The sequence below is a fragment of the Anabaena sp. TISTR 8404 genome (genome assembly GCF_056847745.1).
On record NZ_CP180578.1, the window covers coordinates 2,329,200 to 2,350,048 of the forward strand.

At 41.8% G+C, this 20,849-nt stretch carries 17 protein-coding genes; 4 read left to right on the forward strand and 13 right to left on the reverse strand.

Features of this window, described 5'->3' with window-relative positions; all coding sequences use genetic code 11:
• The first annotated feature begins 199 nt into the window (after positions 1 to 199).
• Positions 200 to 733: an HMA2 domain-containing protein gene (locus ACMX3D_RS10100; RefSeq protein ID WP_482751288.1), complete on the forward strand. Its 534-nt coding sequence runs from the start codon at positions 200 to 202 to the stop codon at positions 731 to 733.
• 72 nt (positions 734 to 805) lie between these two features.
• On the opposite strand, the gene ACMX3D_RS10105 is transcribed toward ACMX3D_RS10100, so the two are convergent.
• From ACMX3D_RS10105 to ACMX3D_RS10120, 4 genes are all read right to left on the reverse strand, one after another.
• Positions 806 to 1,114 (reverse strand): hypothetical protein, encoded by a 309-nt coding sequence (locus ACMX3D_RS10105; RefSeq protein WP_482751289.1) that lies wholly within the window; start codon positions 1,112 to 1,114, stop codon positions 806 to 808.
• 274 nt (positions 1,115 to 1,388) lie between these two features.
• Positions 1,389 to 3,713, reverse strand: a complete 2,325-nt coding sequence (gene pcrA / locus ACMX3D_RS10110) for a DNA helicase PcrA (protein ID WP_482751290.1) — start codon at positions 3,711 to 3,713, stop codon at positions 1,389 to 1,391.
• 172 nt (positions 3,714 to 3,885) lie between these two features.
• Complete coding sequence (mazF, locus tag ACMX3D_RS10115; RefSeq protein WP_482751291.1) at positions 3,886 to 4,221, reverse strand: endoribonuclease MazF; 336 nt, start codon at positions 4,219 to 4,221, stop codon at positions 3,886 to 3,888.
• A 5-nt stretch (positions 4,222 to 4,226) separates the two neighbouring features.
• The gene (locus tag ACMX3D_RS10120) at positions 4,227 to 4,469 is read right to left on the reverse strand and encodes an AbrB/MazE/SpoVT family DNA-binding domain-containing protein (protein WP_482751292.1); all 243 of its coding nucleotides are present in this window, start codon (positions 4,467 to 4,469) and stop codon (positions 4,227 to 4,229) included.
• Between the two features lie 347 nt (positions 4,470 to 4,816).
• Here ACMX3D_RS10120 and glgA point away from each other — a divergent pair, with 347 nt between their 5' ends.
• Entirely contained in the window at positions 4,817 to 6,295 is a 1,479-nt protein-coding gene (gene glgA / locus ACMX3D_RS10125) for a glycogen synthase GlgA (RefSeq protein WP_482751293.1), read from the forward strand.
• 390 nt (positions 6,296 to 6,685) lie between these two features.
• On the forward strand, positions 6,686 to 7,171 hold the full coding sequence (locus tag ACMX3D_RS10130) for a hypothetical protein (RefSeq protein ID WP_482751294.1): 486 nt from the start codon (positions 6,686 to 6,688) through the stop codon (positions 7,169 to 7,171).
• Positions 7,172 to 7,183: 12 nt separating this feature from the next.
• Here ACMX3D_RS10130 and ACMX3D_RS10135 read toward each other — a convergent pair whose 3' ends face one another.
• The 5 genes from ACMX3D_RS10135 to cutA form a co-directional block, all read right to left on the reverse strand.
• Positions 7,184 to 7,363, reverse strand: a complete 180-nt coding sequence (locus ACMX3D_RS10135) for a hypothetical protein (RefSeq protein WP_482751295.1) — start codon at positions 7,361 to 7,363, stop codon at positions 7,184 to 7,186.
• Between the two features lie 2 nt (positions 7,364 to 7,365).
• Positions 7,366 to 7,989, reverse strand: coding sequence for an HAD-IB family phosphatase (locus ACMX3D_RS10140; protein ID WP_482751296.1), 624 nt, complete (start codon positions 7,987 to 7,989; stop codon positions 7,366 to 7,368).
• Between the two features lie 47 nt (positions 7,990 to 8,036).
• Positions 8,037 to 8,597 carry a 1,2-dihydroxy-3-keto-5-methylthiopentene dioxygenase gene (locus ACMX3D_RS10145; protein WP_482751297.1) on the reverse strand — a complete coding sequence of 187 codons (561 nt, stop codon included), beginning with the start codon at positions 8,595 to 8,597 and terminating at the stop codon, positions 8,037 to 8,039.
• Between the two features lie 120 nt (positions 8,598 to 8,717).
• Positions 8,718 to 9,902, reverse strand: a complete 1,185-nt coding sequence (locus ACMX3D_RS10150) for an acyl-CoA dehydrogenase family protein (protein WP_482751298.1) — start codon at positions 9,900 to 9,902, stop codon at positions 8,718 to 8,720.
• A 15-nt stretch (positions 9,903 to 9,917) separates the two neighbouring features.
• Positions 9,918 to 10,244, reverse strand: coding sequence for a divalent-cation tolerance protein CutA (gene cutA, locus ACMX3D_RS10155; RefSeq protein ID WP_482751299.1), 327 nt, complete (start codon positions 10,242 to 10,244; stop codon positions 9,918 to 9,920).
• Between the two features lie 649 nt (positions 10,245 to 10,893).
• Between cutA and ACMX3D_RS10160 the strand changes: the two genes are divergently transcribed.
• Positions 10,894 to 12,030: a hypothetical protein gene (locus ACMX3D_RS10160; protein WP_482751300.1), complete on the forward strand. Its 1,137-nt coding sequence runs from the start codon at positions 10,894 to 10,896 to the stop codon at positions 12,028 to 12,030.
• A 137-nt stretch (positions 12,031 to 12,167) separates the two neighbouring features.
• On the opposite strand, the gene ACMX3D_RS10165 is transcribed toward ACMX3D_RS10160, so the two are convergent.
• From ACMX3D_RS10165 to nifJ, 4 genes are all read right to left on the reverse strand, one after another.
• On the reverse strand, positions 12,168 to 13,247 hold the full coding sequence (locus ACMX3D_RS10165; protein WP_482751301.1) for an ATP-dependent 6-phosphofructokinase: 1,080 nt from the start codon (positions 13,245 to 13,247) through the stop codon (positions 12,168 to 12,170).
• Positions 13,248 to 13,305: 58 nt separating this feature from the next.
• On the reverse strand, positions 13,306 to 14,337 hold the full coding sequence (locus ACMX3D_RS10170; RefSeq protein WP_482751302.1) for a dihydroorotate dehydrogenase-like protein: 1,032 nt from the start codon (positions 14,335 to 14,337) through the stop codon (positions 13,306 to 13,308).
• 21 nt (positions 14,338 to 14,358) lie between these two features.
• Complete coding sequence (locus ACMX3D_RS10175) at positions 14,359 to 16,944, reverse strand: cation-translocating P-type ATPase (RefSeq protein ID WP_482751303.1); 2,586 nt, start codon at positions 16,942 to 16,944, stop codon at positions 14,359 to 14,361.
• Between the two features lie 115 nt (positions 16,945 to 17,059).
• Positions 17,060 to 20,608, reverse strand: coding sequence for a pyruvate:ferredoxin (flavodoxin) oxidoreductase (gene nifJ, locus ACMX3D_RS10180; RefSeq protein WP_482751304.1), 3,549 nt, complete (start codon positions 20,606 to 20,608; stop codon positions 17,060 to 17,062).
• Between the last annotated feature and the right edge of the window lie 241 nt (positions 20,609 to 20,849).

Here is a 20,849-nt window from a genome sequence, read left to right on the forward strand (position 1 = left end):
AATATTATGACTCATATTTGATTAGTGAAAAAAATCAGTACACATCTGACTTTCCTCTTATCTGTTCCCTGTTAAGAGTTCCCTACCTACACAAGGATTTTCAGTAATCAAATCGGATTCATCTAGTATAGATGGTAAATTCATCAGCTAATTGTATGACTGCTCACAGGCAAGTACATACATATTCCCGTGAGGTTGTATGCCAGAATTACCTTTAGAGAATTTATCCACACCAATATATCTCCAAATTGTCAGTCAGACTCCGGGAAGGCTACGGCTAAGAATTTCCCCTCAGCACCAGGAACAACAAGAAATTCAGCTAATCGCTAATTCCTTCAAAGTTTTTTTTCCGCAAGTTGATCAGGTGAAGGTGAATTCTCAAACAGGCAGTATTACAATATACTCTGCTGCTGAAAAAAGTAATTTTACAGAAATCCTAGATAAATTACAGGCTCAAGGCATAATCATCATTGAGACCCCAGAAGCAAAATCCCAGCCAAAAAATTTCACTCAAACTTTATCTAACCTGAACCAGCAAGTTCAACAAATAACCAAAGAAAGTGTAGATTTGCGAGTAATTATACCTTTTACTGTATTTGCGATCGTTCTGAAAAGACTACTTCCCCCGTTAGCAAAATGGAAGACAACCACTTTGTATCTTCTGCTTTGGTATGGCTTGGAGAGTTTGGTTAAACTTAGCGACAGCGAGAAACCACCAACGGACAAACTATGAAGAGTGCTGAGTTGAAAGTGCTGAGTGCTGAGTAACAAAAAGATTACTCAGCACTCAGCACTTTGGTATAAATTAAGAATCAGCGTTTGATGATTCCTCTGAAGAATTTTCAGAGACTTGTTCTGACTCAGCTTCTGGTTCCGATTTGACAATGACTGGAGTTTTAACAGGTTTCGGCCCACGCGCTAGTGCAGGATTAATCTGCTGTTTAACTTCACCCTTAGAAGACTCTTTTTTTCTTTTACCAGACGAGCGATTAGAGCCAGAATGAGAGCGTTTAGGATTAGATTCAATAGAAGGCGCAGAATCAGAATTTCCTGAGTTATTGTCAGTATTTGCTTGAGCCTGACGTTCCGATTTCTTAATTGGGCGTTCTACCATTGTTAATTGTTAAAAATTTACTTGTATAGCACATCGGTTCGATGGGTATCAAACTGATGAATAGCATTTTTCCGGGGATTTTTTTGTGGCTTTAAATTAAAGTAAGTAAAAATACTTGAATTTTCTTACTTTTTGAAGACACTTACCAATACTAACGCATCTGTGTAGGGTATGTTAACGAAGTCCCGCCCAGAACTTTAATTCTGGGCTGATACCAAAAATCCCATCAAGTGGACTGAATTTTTCATTGAGTCCTCGTTCGCTTGTTTTTTGTTCAATCTACTTTTTGCAACTGGGCTACTCTAGGGTCAATAATTTTTTGTCCTAAACTAGCAAATTTAATCGCTACTGAGATTTTATTTCCTGCACCAAAAACGTGAGTTATTTCACCAATCCCAAAGGTTTTGTGTAGCACTTTATCACCGACTTGCCAATTGTGAGATACCTCTTGCTGTCCGCGATTTGTTGCAGCAATTTTGGTATAAGTTTGGTGCATTTTACTGTGGCTAGTTAATAATTCTGGGGGTAATTCGTCGAGAAATTGCGATCGCAACGCAGGTTCTCTTGAACCATACAAACGGCGTTCGCGGGCGAAGGATAAATGCAAGCGTTCTTGGGCGCGGGTAATTCCCACATAACACAAGCGCCGTTCTTCTTCTAAGGCTGCGGGGTCATTCATTGAACGGTAATTCGGGAATAATCCTTGTTCTAAACCCACCAAGAAGACTACAGGAAATTCCAATCCTTTAGAAGCGTGCAAAGTCATCAAAGAAACTGCTGTTTGTCCTTCTTTTAAATTATCTAAATCAGAACTCAGGGCTGTACTTTGCAAAAAGGCTGTTAAGGAAACATCCTCATTTTCTTCTTGAAATTGCAGGACGGCGTTATAAAGTTCCTGGACGTTTTGAATTCTGTCTTCTGCTTCATCTGTACCTTGACTTTGCAAGTCTTGCACGTAACCAGATTCATCTAACAAACCCATAACAATCTCGGAAACAGGAACCGTTGCGACTTGTTCTTGATAGCGGCTAATCATTTGGGCAAAATTATTCACCGATTTTGCCGAACGTCCAGCTAACGTATTTACAGATGTTTCATCGCTGAGAATTTCCCATAAATTAACACCTAATTGTTGAGAGGCGTTAATTAAGTTATCAATGGTGGCTTTGCCAATTCCTCGTCTAGGTGTATTGATTACACGCAATAAACTAACTGTATCAGCCGGGTTAGCGATCGCTCTTAAATAAGCTATAACATCTTTAATTTCTTTGCGGTCATAAAATTTCATCCCACCCACAACTGTGTAAGGGATTTGATTTCTCACCAACAATTCTTCAAAAGGGCGAGATTGGGCGTTAGTGCGGTACAAAATTGCAAAACTACCCCAATTTAATTCGGGATGTTGATGTTCTAAATTCCGAATTTGCCGAATCACAAAATCTGCTTCAGCAAGTTCATCATCAGCTTTGTGGCAATAAATTTGTTCGCCGCTTCCCCGCGTTGGCTTAAGAACTTTATCAATTCGTTGCGTGTTCTTTTCAATTAATTCATTTGCAGCTTGTAAAATATTTTCACAAGAGCGATAGTTTTCTTCTAACTTCACCATTGTGCGCGTATCTTCGTCAGGCAAACCATCACCGAAATCGTTCTGAAATTCCAGCAGAATGGTAAAGTCTGCCATGCGAAAGCTATAAATTGATTGGTCAGCATCACCTACCACAAATACTGAGCGATTGTGCCAATCCCATTCACTCTTTCTGTCTTCGCCGTTTGTCACTAACAACCGAATCAAATCATATTGAGTGCGGTTTGTATCTTGATATTCATCTACCAAAATATGACAAAACTTGCGATGCCAGTAACCTAAAACTTGCTCGTTTTGTTGAAATAATTTTGTCGGGACAAGAATTAAATCATCAAAGTCGAGGGCATTATTTTCTGCTAATTTATCTTGATAGGAACTGTAAACTTGAGCAATGACTCGTCCGCGATAATTTGGTTGCTCTCTTTCAAAGTCTTGCGGTGATAAGCCTTGGTTTTTGGCGTTACTGATAGCGTAGCGCACAGAACGCGGTTCAAACTTTTTATCGTCGAGGTTTAATTGTTTGGTGACGATTTCTTTCACTAAAGCTTGGGCATCAGATTCATCGAAAATAGAAAAATTACGATTCCATTTGCGGCCTTTTTCATCTTGATATTTTTCGATATCAAAGCGCAGAATCCGCGAAAATAAACTGTGGAATGTGCCACACCACAAATCTTTGATAGTTGTGCGGTAAACTTGCGATCGCAACTTTGTTTGTTCGTGTTCTGGTAACAACTCAAATCTTGTACCGTGTTGCGTCATCGCCAATTGTTCGGCGAATAGCTTTTGTATCCGTTCTTTCATCTCCCGCGCGGCTTTGTTGGTGAAAGTCACCGCCAGAATATTTTCAGGGTTGACACGGTGTTTGAGAATTAAGTTCGCGATGCGATAAGTTAGTGCGCGTGTTTTACCCGAACCAGCGCCAGCCACAACTAACAACGGGCCACAATAGTGTTCTACGGCTTGACGTTGGCTGGGGTTAAGGTGACTGAGAAAGTCAATCGTTGTAGTCATGGCTTGTGAGATGTGCTGGTGAGTCGCTGGTAGTCATTTGGTATTTTAGCAGCGTCACCCCTCAGGTTTTTATTTGGTGCGATCGGATAATTATTAAGCTAGAGCATTTTTGTTGATTATTAAGACTGGCCCAAAAACGTCAATAAGTCTTAATGAATAATCCACTAGATATTTACAATAACAATGCTGTTATCTTTGCCTGTACTTCTTCAATCACTGTCTCTGCTAAAGACTCAACAAACTGAACATTCCGAGCTTTCCAGTCTAAACACTTAATTTGATCTGTAAGAATAACTCCGTAAGTCTTGAAACCAGATGGGATAACAACCTCAAAAGGATAACCTTTCTGCTGCTTCGTGATTGGCATAAACAAAGCTAAGGAGGTTTTCTCATTATATGTATAGGGTGATATTACAAAAGCAGGTCTTAGCTCTTTTTGCTCATGCCCTCTTGTGGGTTCAAAGTCTAAATAAACAATATCTCCCCGATTAGGAATGTAAGAGTTCACTTGTGTTACCAGATTTCATTCCCTACATTAATTCCAGTATCAATTTCAGTATGAAGATTATCTGGGGTGATTCCTTGTAGCAGTTCTTCCAGTGAGTAGCTCTTGCGAGTTTTCGGCTTCACTACTAAATTTCCATCGACCACACCAATTTCCACTTCGGAGCCTTCAGCTATTTGAATTTCTTTAGCTAAATTATGGGGAATACGAATAGCAAGGCTGTTTCCCCACTTTGTAATAGTTGCAATCATAAGACACTACTAAATTGAGTAAAACAACTTTAACAAATACGAGAATTGCTAATGTATATACATAGTATATACATTAGCAAACTTATTGATAGTTTGCAATATGGACTCCACTATTCACATCTTGCACCTAGCCCCGACTTCAATCGCTTGGTGTAAGATATGTGACTATATTAAATACTCCTCAAATCTCCTCAGTATAAGTCTTGCAGCGGATGAAACAACCTCCCTCTCTACCGTTTGTATTAAGCTTTCCTGATTAACATTCAAATACTTACTTGTCAATAAGTACATATTTCATATATTGATCAGTATAGTAAATATAAAGTTTTGTATAGCGAGGACTAGGAATGTACATAGTACAGATTGCCTCGGAATGCGCTCCTGTAATTAAAGCAGGCGGTTTAGGGGATGTTGTTTACGGACTGAGTAGAGAATTAGAAGGTAGAGGGCATTGCGTCGAGATTATTTTGCCCATGTATGATTGTATGCGCTACGACCATATTTGGGGACTGCATGATGCCTATAGGGATTTGTGGGTACCTTGGTACGGTGCAGCAATTCACTGTTCTGTGTACTGTGGCTGGGTACATGGCAGGCTGTGCTTCTTTATTCAACCCCACTCGCAAGATAATTTCTTTAATCGCGGCTGCTATTATGGTTGCGATGACGACAATATGCGCTTTGCCTTCTTCAGCAAAGCTGCTTTAGAATTTCTCAATCAAAGCAACAAGCGCCCCGATATTATCCATTGTCACGACTGGCAAACCGGGTTAATTCCCGTCTTGCTGGCTGAGATTTACAAATACAATGGCATGGAATATCAGCGAGTTTGCTACACCATCCACAACTTCAAGCATCAAGGAATAGGCGGTGCGCAGACTCTCTGGGCGACAGGATTAAATCGAGAAGCTTATTACTTCCAATACGATAAGCTGCGCGATAACTTTAACCCCTTTGCCTTGAACTACATGAAAGGGGGTATTGTTTACGCCAATGCAGTCACAACAGTTTCACCAAACCACGCTTGGGAAGCGCGTTATACAGAAGTTGGGTGTGGTTTAGGCCATACATTGCATTTGCATCAAGATAAATTCACCGGGGTTCTCAACGGTATCGATTACGATTTTTGGAATCCTGAAGTTGACCGCTACATTCCCTATAATTTCACCCACGAGGATTTTGAACAAAAACTATATAATAAAAAAGCTTTGCGAGAGCAGCTGATGCTGCGTGCTGCTGATAAACCAATTGTTGCTTACATCGGTCGGTTAGATAATCAAAAAGGTGTGCATTTAGTACATCATGCGATTTATCATGCACTCAACAAAGGCGCACAGTTTGTATTACTTGGTTCAGCTACAGAAGCCGCAATAAATGCTCATTTTCAGCATGAAAAAGCATTTTTAAATAATAACCCAGATGTACATTTAGAATTGGGATTTAATGAAGAATTATCCCACCTCATTTATGCAGGGGCAGATATGATTGTTGTTCCCAGCAATTATGAACCCTGTGGGTTAACTCAGATGATTGGTTTAAAATACGGCACAGTTCCTATTGTTCGCGGTGTCGGTGGATTGGTAAATACAGTATTTGATAGAGATTACGACCAGAATTTGCCACCAGAAAAGCGCAATGGCTACGTATTTTATGAGACAGATAATTATGCTCTTGAGTCTGCCATGAATCGGGCAATAGATTTGTGGTATCAGTCTCCTGATGAGTTCCGTCAACTAGCGATTCAGGGGATGAAATATGACTACTCTTGGAATATTCCTGGAGCAGAGTATTTAAAGATTTACGAGTGGATCAGACACTCTTGGTAAGTCAGCATCATTTAATAACTTCGCTTAGTTACCGATTTATTTGCGTTTAATTCAATACTAACTTGTTACTACTGTAGGGTGCGTTTTGCTGTGGCGATCGCACCTTTACTAATTTATAAAAATTCAAATAATTTTTGCTAAGTAAAGATTTGTTTCTGAATCTTTGAATTATCTTGAAATTCTACAGAAAGTCAATAACACAGCTTGAAGTCAAAAGGACAGACTATAGTTTTTTTTGTTAATATTTATTTTCCCTGTCCAATGACTTTTTATATACAGTGAAAAGTTACTGAACATCTCAAGATAGATTTCATAATTTTTAAAAAAGCTATAGATCAGGTTAGAACGTTTTCATAGCTTGATGTTTTCATAATGTTTTAAGAGGTTATTATGCTCCATCACATTTCTATTTCTGTAAAAAATCCTCAGCACGTAGCTAATGTTATGGCAGAGATTATGCACGGTAGAGTAGTACCGTTTTCACCTAATCCTGGTGGTTATATGATGATGGTGGGAGATGAATTTGGCACAGGAATTGAGTTTTATCCATTAGGTAGTGAGCTTATCCCAGACGCATGGCAAGGACAAGCAGGATTTCAGATGAATGAGCATCCTGCAAACTACACATCGGTTCATGCAGCAATTTCTGTCCCTCTGAGTGTAGAGGAAATTGAACAAATTGGCGCACGGGAAGGATGGCGGGTGCTTCCTTGCAGCCGTGATGGTGCTTTCGATGTTGTAGAATTTTGGATTGAAAATCGTTTGATGTTAGAACTCCTCACCCCAGAAATGGCGGCTAAGTATCTGGAAGCTACAAACCCAGAAAAATTAGAACAGAGGGCTAATTCAGTTGCTGGTGTGAATGTGCGTAGATAAACTGTTATACACCTATTTATTCGGTTCGGATAGCAGGGGAGAGATGGCTGATAGGTGGTGTAAGGGTTTTGAACACCTACACCCTTTCACCTTCCCCCAACGGTAATCCAAAAACTGCGATCGCCTAATAATATCGTGACGGGCTGTTGCAATCAGTTGTTCACGAAGGTCAATCACAGTTTGATTCGTCATTTTTACAATTGCTGTAGATACTCCTGAACATCCCAGAAATTATTCCAGGGAATGTAGGGTTTTTGATGTTGGTCTAAATAGTGCGCTAGGCGATCGCGGGCAAATACAATAGAAGCTTGCAATCCCATATTTAAATCTGTGAGGGAGTCACCAATGGCAATTGTCTCATCAGCGGGATACTCTGCCATCACTTGCACTTTGGCGACTAATTCTGTACCACCTTCATAATTAGAATTAACCTGAAAGTAAGCACCACTAGTATCTATATCAACGGCGTGAATAGCTGCTACTCTTTGGGCTATCTCACCTAACACAACTTCTACCATTCCCCGCAGTCCACCAGATACCACAACCAAGGGGATACCTTGGGAATCAAGAAAATCTAGCAGTTCGGTAAATCCTGGACGTATAAGTTGCGATCGCGTAAATTCTAAAATTTCTTGATACTGTGAAGATGGAATTGATTCTAAAATTTTCTTGACTCCCTCCCGCAGTGTTACCCGCTGTGCATACATTTCTGGGAGAAATTGTGCAGCAACTTCCGGCGCAAACTTTTTTAGCACCGCGACAAAGGTTTCTTCAACTGTGATTGTCCCATCAAAATCGCAAAATACAATCCGCTTCACAGTTCATCCTGTTAGAGTAAGTTGATATCCTGATTTTTGCAGCAAACTTACACTTGTGACGCTACAGTTTGACGGGTGCGAATCTCTTTACCTGTATACTGCGGAACCCAACCTGCTGTATCTATGAAATAGCGGACTGCTTTGACTCGCCGTGCTGGGGTGAGATAAAACCAGTGTTCGGTTCCGGCTGGAACGTTGATATATTCTTCTGGCTGCACTGTTAATTCTACTTGGCTATCGTCAGGACGCACAAAGCCAAAAATTGCTTCCCCATCGATGATGTAGCGTACCTCATCATCTGCGTGAGTATGAATTTGGGTAAATTTTGCCAAGAATCCATCCAGGTTAGGAATTTCTGGATGCAACACAATCAAATCACGAGATTGATAGCCTGCTGTTTGTTGTAGTTGCGCAAAATAATGTTCTAAAGACTGAAGGACTTGGGCTTTTTGGTCTTCGTTGAGGCTATCTTGCTTCAGCAAACAATTTAACTCTGCATCCTCTCTTACAGGCCAGCGATTAAGTTGAATGTTCAAGGGTGCGAGTTCTTGGGCAATCTGATTTATATCTGTGATAATTTTGCCATCTTCTAGTTTTAAAATTGCCATAGCTTCCCTCCCAAAAAACGCCGCTTAGATAAACACTAATCTATTGTTAGTGTGCATTGCTGGTTTTTGCTCAAATATAATTTTACGTTAACTCTATGGACTTAGTGTATTTATTCGAGTCTATGAATAAAAGTTTGGCTGTGGTAACTGATCATTCAGCGCCCAGTTACCAATATCTCGCACTTTGTAATCTACTGGGTCGTGTAGGGTAAAGGTGCGGAGGTTGCGCCAATAACGATCAAAGCCATATTTACTGTTAGTAGCACGTGCGCCCATCACTTCAAAGATGCGGTTAGTAACTTCTAAACCAACTTTAGTAGCAGCGACTTTGGCTGTGGCGATCGCAACTGCACATTCTCCCCGTTGTTGGGCGGTCAAATCCCATTGCTGATCCCAGGTTGTTTGCAGTAATTCTCCGGCTTGTTCTACTAATACTTTTACTGCTTGCAAGTCTACCCACATATTGCCATAGTGTTGCAAAATATATGGATCTTGAGTTGCACTTTCCACACCTGATGTTAGCCAAGGTCTAGTGGTTGTGCTGGTATATTCTTTAGCAGCAGTAAATGCACCTTCAGCAATTCCTAAGTAGATATTTGCCAGATTCAATTGCGTCAAACAAGCGCGGATTGTACCGAAAGGAGCGCTGGGCTTATTTCTAATGCCAAGAATTTCCTGTGGGTGAACTAATACATTGTCAAAAGTAATACTACCGCTATCTGTTTGGCGTTGCCCCATGTTATCCCAATCAGCATGAATGGTAACACCTGCTTGCTGTGTGGGAATTGCCAGAATCATTAATTCACCAGTTTGTTGATTAGTGGCTGTAATCGGTAGTATATCTGAATCAAAAGAACCAGAACAGAAACTTTTTATGCCATTGAGTCGGAAATCATTCTCCTCTGGTGTGAGAATGGTTCGTTTATCTAAAGGATTGAGTGCATTACACCAAAACCAGTTATTACGGACAGTTTCAGTGTAATATCGTTCTTTCTGCTCGGCGTTACCAAAGATGTGGGGAATCACCACGCCGAGATGATGATATGAAAAAACATGGGCTAGAGAACTATCGACTTTAGCAAACTCGCGGGTAACTTTAAATGTTGTAATCCAACTTTCACCCAAGCCACCGTATTCTTTGGGAATAATCAGGTGCAGTAGATAACTTTGGCGGAGGCGATCGCGTTCTTGTTTTGGTGTTCCTCCTTGAACATCTCGTTCTACAGCAGTCTGAGCAAATTCTTGTGCTAAAGATTTAGCCAAAGCAATGTAGTCACTAGACTCACTAGTTTTGAGTAATTGCATTGAGTCACAATTCTCCTATGGGTTAGTTTGAAAATTTCTCATGGGAACTTCGGCATTCAACCAACTGAGAAATCCTGAATTGATCGCTGTAGGCGAAATCTCTGCAATAAAGTTAGTGTAGCTGATATGCTGGCGGATTAACTTTTCAATCTCTGCACCGTAACCATCTTGAGTTTTTACTATTAGCACTACTTCTGGTTCTTCTGTTATTTCTCCTTCCCAACTATAAGCACAAGTAATAGGAAACCAGTTAACACATACTACTAACTTTTGTTCGAGTAATGCTCGACCAATCTGCCGAGCTTCATCTGTATTATTCAATGTGATGTAGTAAAGTTTCATTGAACATCTCCGTTAACTCTTAAAATTTAGCAAGAGATTTTCCTGATTTAAATCTGCTAAATCGCCACACAAATCAACTATTAGCAACATCTCCCAACGCTTCAATAGTTGCGATCGCTGTATTCGTTTTATCTATGACTTCTTTATCCAGCTTATGTCATGTATCTAAAGTATTAGCTGCAATTAATACATTGATAGATGTATTTTGATAGTAATCTGCAATAAAGTAACATTTTAGCTTATAGCTTGAAGTCGATTGATAAATATAAATTGTCAATTACAAAGACATTAAAAGATAACACTAGGGAATCAAAAGGTTTGTGTATAAAATTACAAAAATTCACGATTCTGTATGTTAAGTTTAAGCATAATCAAGCAAAAACATGGTTTATAACCACATATTATATTATGTTTTAATAAGTAAAAGTTCAATTAAGTACAATTATATACATCTTAAGATGATTGCCAAAAATTAATTTTTATGCATACTCGTGTAAGCATAAAGTATTCCGTACAAAAATCACAACAATTACTACGTAATTAGAACGTTCTAATTTGAGAAAACTGCAAACTACAGATGTTAGCAAGTCCTACTTCTAAAAAGTTTTGACAATTAAATTACCAAATTGGCTGATCGAGAAAACTCACTATGAATACACTATCTATTACGAAGCTTGCTGTTCCAGATCGATTTTGGTATACAGGAGTTGACAAAAAAGTCCTGATAGACTTTGGTGACTATCGCCCACAAATTATTACCAAAGCAGGACAGAGTTCAGGTTTTGAGGCAACTGCCAGCTACACAGATCCTCAGACAGGTAAACTCCGGTTATATAGTGATGGACAGCTAATCTTCAATGGACAAACTCATCAAATATTAGAAGATGGAGTTTGGGGTGCAAAAAGTTGGTCGGCAACACAGGCAGTAGCAATTGTACCTGCTCCTGGTAATCCAGAGCGATTCTACATCTTGACAAACAACAACCAGGCGATATTTTACTCAATTGCCGATTTATCGCGAGGTATGAACGGTGCAGTAATTGTTTTAAACCGAAAACTCACAGGAAAAATGGATAATCCTGGGGAAGCTTTGGGTGTTGCGCCTCATAGCGATGGTAAGTCATTTTGGATACTGATTTTTAACGGCAGAACCGAGGTGCGTGCTTACTCAGTAGACAAAAGCGGCATCAATAGCAAATATGTTTCCTCAGCAATTGATTTCCCCGAAAATCGCCTGAACTCCTTAGTTGGTAAACGAGTTCATAAAGGTTCAATTATTTTCAGTCCCAATTGGAACAAAGTTGCCTTGGGTGTAGCAGGATTGGGAATTGCGATCGCCAAATTTGACCGCACTACCGGAAAAGTCAGCCACAGCGATTTTTTAATTCGCGGTTCGGCAGGATACTCCTGCGCCTTTTCTCCTGACGCGACAAAGTTGTATTACGCTAAAGGTGATTGGGAGTTTGGACAATGGAGCAAACATACTTTAGAAGGTTGGAATGCCATTCCGCACCAAATGGACTTAGTGACAGAGAAGGAGACCATAATTGATACATTGGCAATTGGTGATGTGACTGGCTATTCTGGGCCAAGGTTAGCTCCTGACGGGAAAATCTACTGGACAGGACAGGGCAAAACTTCTTTGGCTGTGGTGGAAAATCCCAATGCGCCAGGACACGCTCTCAGGTTCAATCCTCATGGCTTACCTTTAGGTACTGGTGTGTTTGGTAGTTGGAATTTGCCAACTCAGACATTTAGTTTCTATAAAGCAGATGTTGAGCGTTAACTATTGACCGTTGAATGTTAACAGTCAACACGAAAAATTGATATGTAGCAGTCAAAGCAGAAATAATGACAAAGACGAATTATCGAACATGGACACTGAGCGACTTTAAAGCCTGTTCCCTGTTCCCTGCTATGGTTTCATTCCCCAATATAAGTGCCTAAACAACGAGCGCTTTGTACCAAATAACCACCAGGGTCTACAGGTGATGGACTTTTAGCTACCACATCTGCAATGGGAACAGCCACAACTTGGCCATTTTGCCAAGCTACCATCTGTCCATATTTTTCTTGAGCGATTAAATCGACAGCCGCTTTGCCAAAGACTGTAGCTGTTAAGCGGTCTAAAGCGGAAGGAATTCCACCACGCTGAATGTGTCCTAAAACAGAAACTCTGGTATCAACTTGATGGCTAGTACATTGAGCAATTTGCTCGGCAATATATTGTCCCATGCCACATTTTAATGATGGGGATTTAGTTGTTGTTTCTAAACTGCAACTATTACCAAAATCTGTGGCACAGGTGGAAATGCCTTCAGCAACCACAACAATGGCAAATTTCCGCCCCCAAGTATTTCGCAGTTCACCGAGATGTTGACATAAACCGGGAATTGTGTATGCTAATTCGGGTATCAAAATTACATCTGCACCGCCGGCAATCCCTGCGTGTAATGCTAAATGTCCAGACGTGCGTCCCATCACTTCTACAATCATGACGCGATCGTGACTAGCGGCGGTAAATGTAAGACGATTGAGAGCATCCACAATCGTATTTACAGCAGTATCAAATCCGATCGCTCGTTCTGTGAGGGCGACATCATTATCTATAGTTTTCGGGATGGCTACTAAATTCCAATTGCCAAGACTAGCCAACTGATGAATAATATTCATGCTGCCATCCCCACCAATGGCAATTAACGCATCTAACTGTAAAGCTGCATAACTAGCAATCATCTCACTAGCACGGGCTAAGGTATCTCCTTTATTGATTGTGCCTAAAATAGTGCCACCCATATTCAGCAGGGGGTCGATACCGCGCAAATCCCAGCCGTGAACGCTAAGTGCGATCGCACTTCGCTCCAGCAAACCTTGAGTGGCATAAGGAATACCCACAACTTCCCAATCATAGGTAAGCGTAGCATGGCTCACAACTGCTCGAATGACACAGTTCAGTCCCGGACAGTCACCGCCACTAGTAAGAATGCCAATACGTTTTTTCATATATTCAATGGTTAATGGTTAAAAGGTAGGAGGCAGAAGCTATGAACAATTTCATACTTCATCCGTGATAATAAGATGGCTCATAAATTCGTCCCCATTCGGGTTTGTAAGTGCGCAAAGCCCGCATATATTGAGCGCGTTCAAAGGCGCTAGGATCAGGACAATTTTTCTGGCTCATGCTTCCTTGCAACTGTTGCACAGATTGGTATTCGTGTTTTTCCATCCATTGGCGCATTTCCTCTTCGATACAGCGGATGTGATCAATGCCATGACGCAGCAGTACAGAACACAACATGGTAATATTTGCTCCAACCATCAGCATTTTTAAGACATCGTGGGCGTTGTGAATGCCACTAGTTGCAGCTAAGTCGGCATGGATGCGATCGTAGAGAATAGCAATCCAGCGCATAGGTAAGCGGATATCTTGAGGAGTGCTTAATAGGACATTTGGTTGCACTTCTAAGGTTTCGAGGTTGATATCTGGTTGATAAAATCGGTTGAACAAAACCAAAGCATCAGCCCCAGCATGATCTAACCGCTTGGCCATATTTGCCATATTGGTGAAATATGGACTCAGCTTGACTGCAATGGGAATTTTGACGGAGGCTTTGACGGTACGTACCATGTTTACGTAACTCTGCTCTATTTCTTCTCCTGTCAGTTCCGTGTCAGTCTGGACGTAATAAGTATTTAATTCGATTGCTGATACACCTGCTTGTTCTAACAGTCTGGCATAGTCAGTCCATCCACCCAAAGAAGAACCATTTAAGCTGGCAATAATTGGGATATTTACCCTTTCCTTAGCTCTACGAATCAGTTCTAAATATTCTTCTGAACCGACGCGAAATCTGCCTGGTTCAGGAAAATAAGTTAGTGCTTCTGCAAAACTTTCTGTGCCATAAGTTAAGTGATGGTGCAGTTCGTAGTTTTCCATGCTTAACTGTTCTTCAAACAGTGAATGCATGACTACTGCACCTGCACCAGCATCTTCCATACGTTGAATATTATCAATATCTTCTGTCAAAGGAGACGATGAGGGGACAAGAGGCGATCGCAATTTCATCCCCAGATAATTTGTAGTTAAATCCATAATTTTTCTCCTTAAAAGTTATTAAATAGAAGCTCGTTTATTTCTGTATAAAATCTTCATTAGCTCAAACCACAAAATACTCAGAATACCTGCTGTGAAACAGATTGCTAAATCAATCGGATGCAATATAGAAAAGCGAAAAAGTTGACGTAACAAAGGTAAGTAAAGTACAAAAGCGAGGAAAACTAGCGCCCCTCCTAACACCCACCATAAAGCTACGTTGTTTGACTGTTCTGGAGAAATGGAGCGAGAACGGGAACGCAACATTTCCCAAATCGTGCGTGACCATGAACGATTAGTTAATATCAGGCTGAGGTTAGCAATAATTAGAGTTGTAAAGGTGAGGGCGCGTGCATCGAGTTCTCCTTGACCCCGATACAATGCAGTTGCAAAAACTATTAACAACACCAGTAAAATTCCTACACCTTGCAGCACAGCCAAACCCAATGTTCTCTGACTGAATAATGGCTCTTTTGGATTGCGGGGTGGACGGCGCATGATATTAATTTCGGGTGGTTCTGCCTCAAAAACTACTGAACAAGCCGGGTCAATGATTAAGTGTAAAAAGGCGATGTGAATCGGTAATAATACTAGCGGCCACTTGAATAACACTGGAATCAACGACATTCCCGCAATAGGTACGTGAACGGCTAAGGTATAAGCCATTGCTTTTTTGAGGTTGTCGAAGATGCGGCGACCTAATTTAACAGCCTCAACAATGGAGGAAAAATCATCATCCAGTAATACCAAGTCGGCAGCTTCACGGGCGACATCAGTTCCTCGTCCACCCATTGCAATGCCGATGTGGGCTGATTTTAAGGCGGGGGCATCATTGACACCATCTCCGGTCATGGCGACAATTTCACCATTATTTTTCAGGGCGTTGACTAGACGTAGTTTTTGTTCGGGTACAACCCGCGCAAAAATATTCACAGTTTTGATGCGGCGCGATAATTCAGCATCATCCATCTGTTCTAATTCTGACCCCGTAATGACTTGATCAGATGGTTCTAAACCGATTTGGCGGGCAATATTTTGGGCAGTACCAGGATAGTCACCAGTAATCATGACTACTTGGATACCTGCGGTGTAACATTCCTGGATGGCAGCTTTGACAGTAGGGCGAACTGGGTCAGCTAATCCGACCAATCCCAGGAACTCAAAATTAAAGTCGTGTTGTTCACCAGGCAAGGCAGTGTGCTGAAAGTAAGCTTTAGCTACACCTAAGATACGTAAGCCTGCATTCGCCATTTGGCTGATTTGTTGAGCTAGTTGCTGCATCTGGACAGAATCGAAATGGCATAAATCTGCGATCGCTTCTGGTGCGCCTTTGGCAGCAATAATGTAATCTGCACCTGTTGGTGATTGCCAAACATGGGACATGGCCAGCAAATGCGGCGATAGGGGATATTCGCGGATTAAGTTCCAGTCGTTGTGCAGATGTTCGGTATTAGCTAAATAATCATTTCCCAAGTTTTTGAAAGCTTTTTCCATTGGGTCAAAAGGGTCTTTTTGACTGGCAAGGATGCTGAACTCTACCAGTTGATGGAATGTTTCTGGTAATGGTTCTCGTTCATGTTGGTTCAGGTGATAAACTTCACCTTGGGCAAACATCTGATTGACAGACATTTGATTAAAGGTGAGTGTCCCTGTTTTATCAACACACAATACTGTTGCCGAACCGAGGGTTTCTACAGCAGGCATTCGTCTTGCTAAAACTCGTTTTTGGGAAATCCGCCACGCCCCTAATGCTAGAAAAATGGTCACAACAACGGGAAATTCATTGGGTAGAATCGCCATTGCTAAAGCTAAACCAGCCAAAAACCCGTTCAGCCAATTGCCTCTGGTAAGACCGTAGATAACGACAATTGCCACACAAATTGCGATCGCCACGATTGCCAATTTTTTTACCAGTTGTCCCGTTTCTTGTTGTAATAAGGTTTCTTCTGGTGTGACTGTTTGCAAAGCTTTACCAATTTTGCCGATTTCTGTATGAATACCAGTGGCGGTGACTTCAGCTACACCTTGTCCTGCAACTATTAAGGTTCCAGAGTAGACAAAAGGCAAATCATCACCACCAGGACGTTGTATAAAAGTATTGCCATGTTGGACAACTTTGCAGACTGGGACTGATTCACCTGTAAGGAGAGATTCATCAACTGTTAAGTGGGTGGAAGATAACAGGGTGGCATCAGCCGGGACGCGATCGCCTTCAGCTAAAATGATCATGTCTCCGCGCACGACTTCTCGCCCTGCAATGCGTTTTTGTTGACCGTCTCGAATGACCGAAGCACGCGGACTAGATAAATCTCGCAATGCTTCTAAGGTGTGTTCTGTTTTCTGCTCTTGATAGAGAGTGATGCCCATGATAAAAAAGACAAAACCAAGCAAAATTAGCGCATCTTGCAACTCGCCCAAAAAGATATAAATCGCACCACAACCAACGAGTAACAAAAAGATTGGTTCTTGTAATACCTCCGCCGCGATCGCTAAAATATTACGCTGTTTACTAGAAGGTAGTTCATTAAATCCTTCTCGCTTCAACCTATAAGTTGCTTCCTGTTCTGAAAGCCCAGTGATAGTGTTGAGGTCGAGTTGATTTAGCATACATATCTCTCTTAGTGGTCTATCAACAGAAGGCAGGGGGCAGGAGGCAGAAGGCAAAAGGCAAAAGGCAAAAGGTTAAAAGATGAACGAACTTTCATACTTCATACTTCATACTTCACACTTCAGACTTTTTTGCTAGATATTGATACATTTGCCATCTGGTATTAACATCGGCTTGTGCTTCTTGGAGTAATTGCTTCGCCGCTGCTGGGTTAATTTTGGTCAACATTTTGAAGCGGTTTTCTAAATACATTGATTGTTCTAAAGGTAGTTTTGGTGTACGCGAGTCGAGTTGTAGGGGATTTTCGCCCAAGTTGCGGAGTTCGGGGTTATAGCGATAAAGTATCCATCTGCCTGAGTCAACTGCGGCTTTTTGATTTTGCATGGCTTTACTCAAGTCGATGCCGTGGGCAATGCAATGACTGTAGGCGATAATCAGCGATGGCCCAGGATAAGCCTCGGCTTCTAAGAATGCTTTGAGTGTATGTTCATCTTTTGCACCCATCGCCACACTCGCAACGTAGACGTTACCGTAAGTCATGGCCATTAAGCCTAAGTCTTTTTTAGGTGCAGCTTTACCGCCAGCAGCGAATTTAGCAACTGCTCCCTTTGGTGTTGATTTAGACATTTGCCCGCCAGTGTTGGAATACACTTCTGTATCGAGAAGCAAAATATTGACGTTGTGACCACTTGCTAAAACGTGATCTAAGCCCCCAAAGCCGATATCATAACCCCAACCATCACCACCAATAATCCAGACACTCTTTTTCACAAGGTAGTCGGCAATACTCAGCAGTTGCTTGGCAGTGCTGGTCAGTTCTGGATGATCAATCGCTGCTAACCGCTGCTTGAGAATGGCGATGCGATCGCGTTGTTCCCAAATATCAGCTTCATCTTTCTGCACGGCGTTGAGAATACTATCTGCCAGTTCTTCACCGACAGCTGGTGCTAATTGAGTAAGCAATTCGGCGGCGAATTGGGCTTGCTTATCAATGGAGATGCGAAAACCTAAACCAAATTCGGCGTTATCTTCAAATAAACTATTAGACCAAGCCGGGCCGCGGCCTTCGGCGTTATGCGTCCAAGGTGTCGTAGGTAAGTTACCGCCGTAAATCGAAGAACAACCAGTGGCGTTAGCAACTACCATGCGATCGCCAAACAGTTGTGTTGCTAATTTAATATATGGTGTTTCGCCACAACCGCCGCAAGCGCCAGAAAATTCAAATAGCGGTTCTTGCATCTGCTGCTGGTTAATGTGATTCAGCTTCAGGTTGCGTCTATCAGGGTTGGGAATATTCAAGAAGAAATCCCAATTTTGGCGTTCTGCTTCCCGCAATGGGCGTTGCGGTTCCATATTTATGGCTTTTTTGCGCGGTTCGGCTTTGTTCTTCGCCGGACAGACATCAACACAAATACCACAACCTGTACAATCTTCTGCTACTACTTGGATGGTGTATTTTAACCCATGCCAATCGTGGTCTTTAGCATTGGCACTCTTAAAAGTTGGGGGTGCGTTTTCTAGTTCTTGGGGTTCGTAAACCTTGCTGCGAATCACGCTGTGCGGACAAACCATCACACACTTGCCACACTGAACGCAGACATCTGTATCCCACACGGGGATTTCTTGGGCGATGTTGCGTTTTTCCCACTTTGCTGTGCCAGTGGGATAAGTGCCGTCATTAGGTAAAGCACTCACAGGCAATTCGTCACCACACTTGGCAATCATTTTACCTAGCACTTCCCTGACAAAGGTGGGTGCAGTATCAGGTACAGGTGGGCGCAGTTCAATGTTACTATCTATACTTACATTGAATTGAACTACGTGGAGGTTATCTAAAGTGTGGTCTACGGCGTTCAGGTTCATTTGAACGATTTCATTGCCCTTTTTACCGTAAGATTTAGTGATGGATTGCTTGATTTGCGCGATCGCTTCTGCTCGTGGTAGTACTCCCGACAAAGCAAAAAAGCATACTTGCATTACCGTATTAATTCTGCCACCCATCCCAGCTTCACGGGCAACTTTATAAGCGTTAATTACATAAAATTTGAGTTGTTTATCAATAATTTGTGTTTGTACCAATCTCGGTAATTTCTGCCAAACATCCTCTAAGCTGTAAGGACTGTTTAACAAGAAAGTACCACCAGGGATAATATGAGTCAGCATATCGAACTGGTCTAAAAATCCCCATTGATGACAGGCGACAAAGTTGGCTTTGCTAATTAAATAACTTGAGTAGATAGGTTGAGGGCCGAAACGGAGATGGGAAACCGTGACGGAACCAGATTTTTTCGAGTCGTAGACGAAATAACCTTGGGCGTAATTGTCGGTTTCTTCCCCGATAATTTTGATTGAGTTTTTATTTGCGCCGACAGTCCCATCGGAACCCAAGCCGTAAAAAATTGCGCGGACTACATTATCTGGTTCGATATTGAATTCGGGGTCATAATTTAAGCTGGTGTGGGTGACATCATCGTTAATGCCAATGGTGAAATGATTTTTAGGTGTAGCGGCTGCCAAATTATCAAACACAGCTTTAATCATCGCTGGTGTGAATTCTTTGGAAGATAAACCATATCTTCCGCCAACAACTTTGAGAGTGCTGAGTGGGTTTTCAGTTAAGGCGGTGACGACATCTAAATACAAGGGTTCACCCGATGCGCCTGGTTCTTTGGTTCTGTCTAAAACGGCTATACTGCGCGTGGTTGGGGGTAAAGCGGCGACAAATCTCTGGCTATCAAAAGGACGATAAAGCCGCACTTTGACTACGCCGACTTTTTCACCACGAGCATTAAGATAATCTACTGTTTCCTGGACGGCTTCGCAACCAGAACCCATAAGAACAATGATTCTTTCTGCGGTTGGGTCACCGTAATATTCAAATAATTGGTATTTTCGCCCTGTCATTTGGGCGAATTCGTCCATCACTTTTTGGGTGATTTCTGGACAAGCATCATAGTAAGAATTAACCGTTTCCCGCGCTTGGAAATAGACATCAGGGTTTTGGGCTGTACCCCGTAACACAGGTTTATCGGGAGTCAAGGCGCGGGAACGATGGGCGAAAACTAATTCATTAGGTATGAATGCACGTAAGTCATCTTCATTTAACAGTTCTAATTTATTAACTTCGTGAGAAGTCCGAAAACCATCAAAAAAATGTACAAAAGGTATGCGTGATTCTAAAGTTGCTCTGGTTGAAATTAAAGCAAAATCATGGGCTTCTTGGACAGAAGCGGCGCATAAAATCGCAAAACCAGTGCTACGCGCCGCCATGACATCACTATGATCCCCAAAAATGGAGAGGGCTTGAGCAGCGAGCGATCGCGCGGCAATATGAAATACTGTAGGTGTAAGTTCTCCCGCAATTTTGTACATATTTGGGATCATCAACAATAATCCCTGGGATGCGGTGAATGTGGTTGTTAAAGATCCCGTTTGCAAAGCACCATGCACTGCACCCGCAACACCGCCTTCACTCTGCATCTCGACTACCGTTGGCACAGTTCCCCAAATATTAGGTTGATTTTCACTCGCCCAAGCATCCGCCCATTCAGCCATCGGTGAAGAAGGAGTAATTGGATAAATTGCTATGACTTCATTCAGTCGATAGACAACTTGGGCGACAGCCTCATTACCATCTATGGTTGCAAAGGTTCTTTTATTCATTTTCCTCCGTTCCCCTGAGTTGAAAAGAGAGGCTAGGAACTAGAGAAGAAATTTTTCATTTTTAGTTATAGGTTTTTTCCATAAGTAGGCAACTGAAAAGTACTGCGTAAAAATACTAGCCTCTAATATCATGTCTGGGTGATCAGTTGTGATTCCGTGCATCTATGCAGAAATCTTCAAACCCTCTCCCCTGCTCCCTGTCAAGAACTGCGGCCTTAATCATCCGTCTTTCACGGGACAT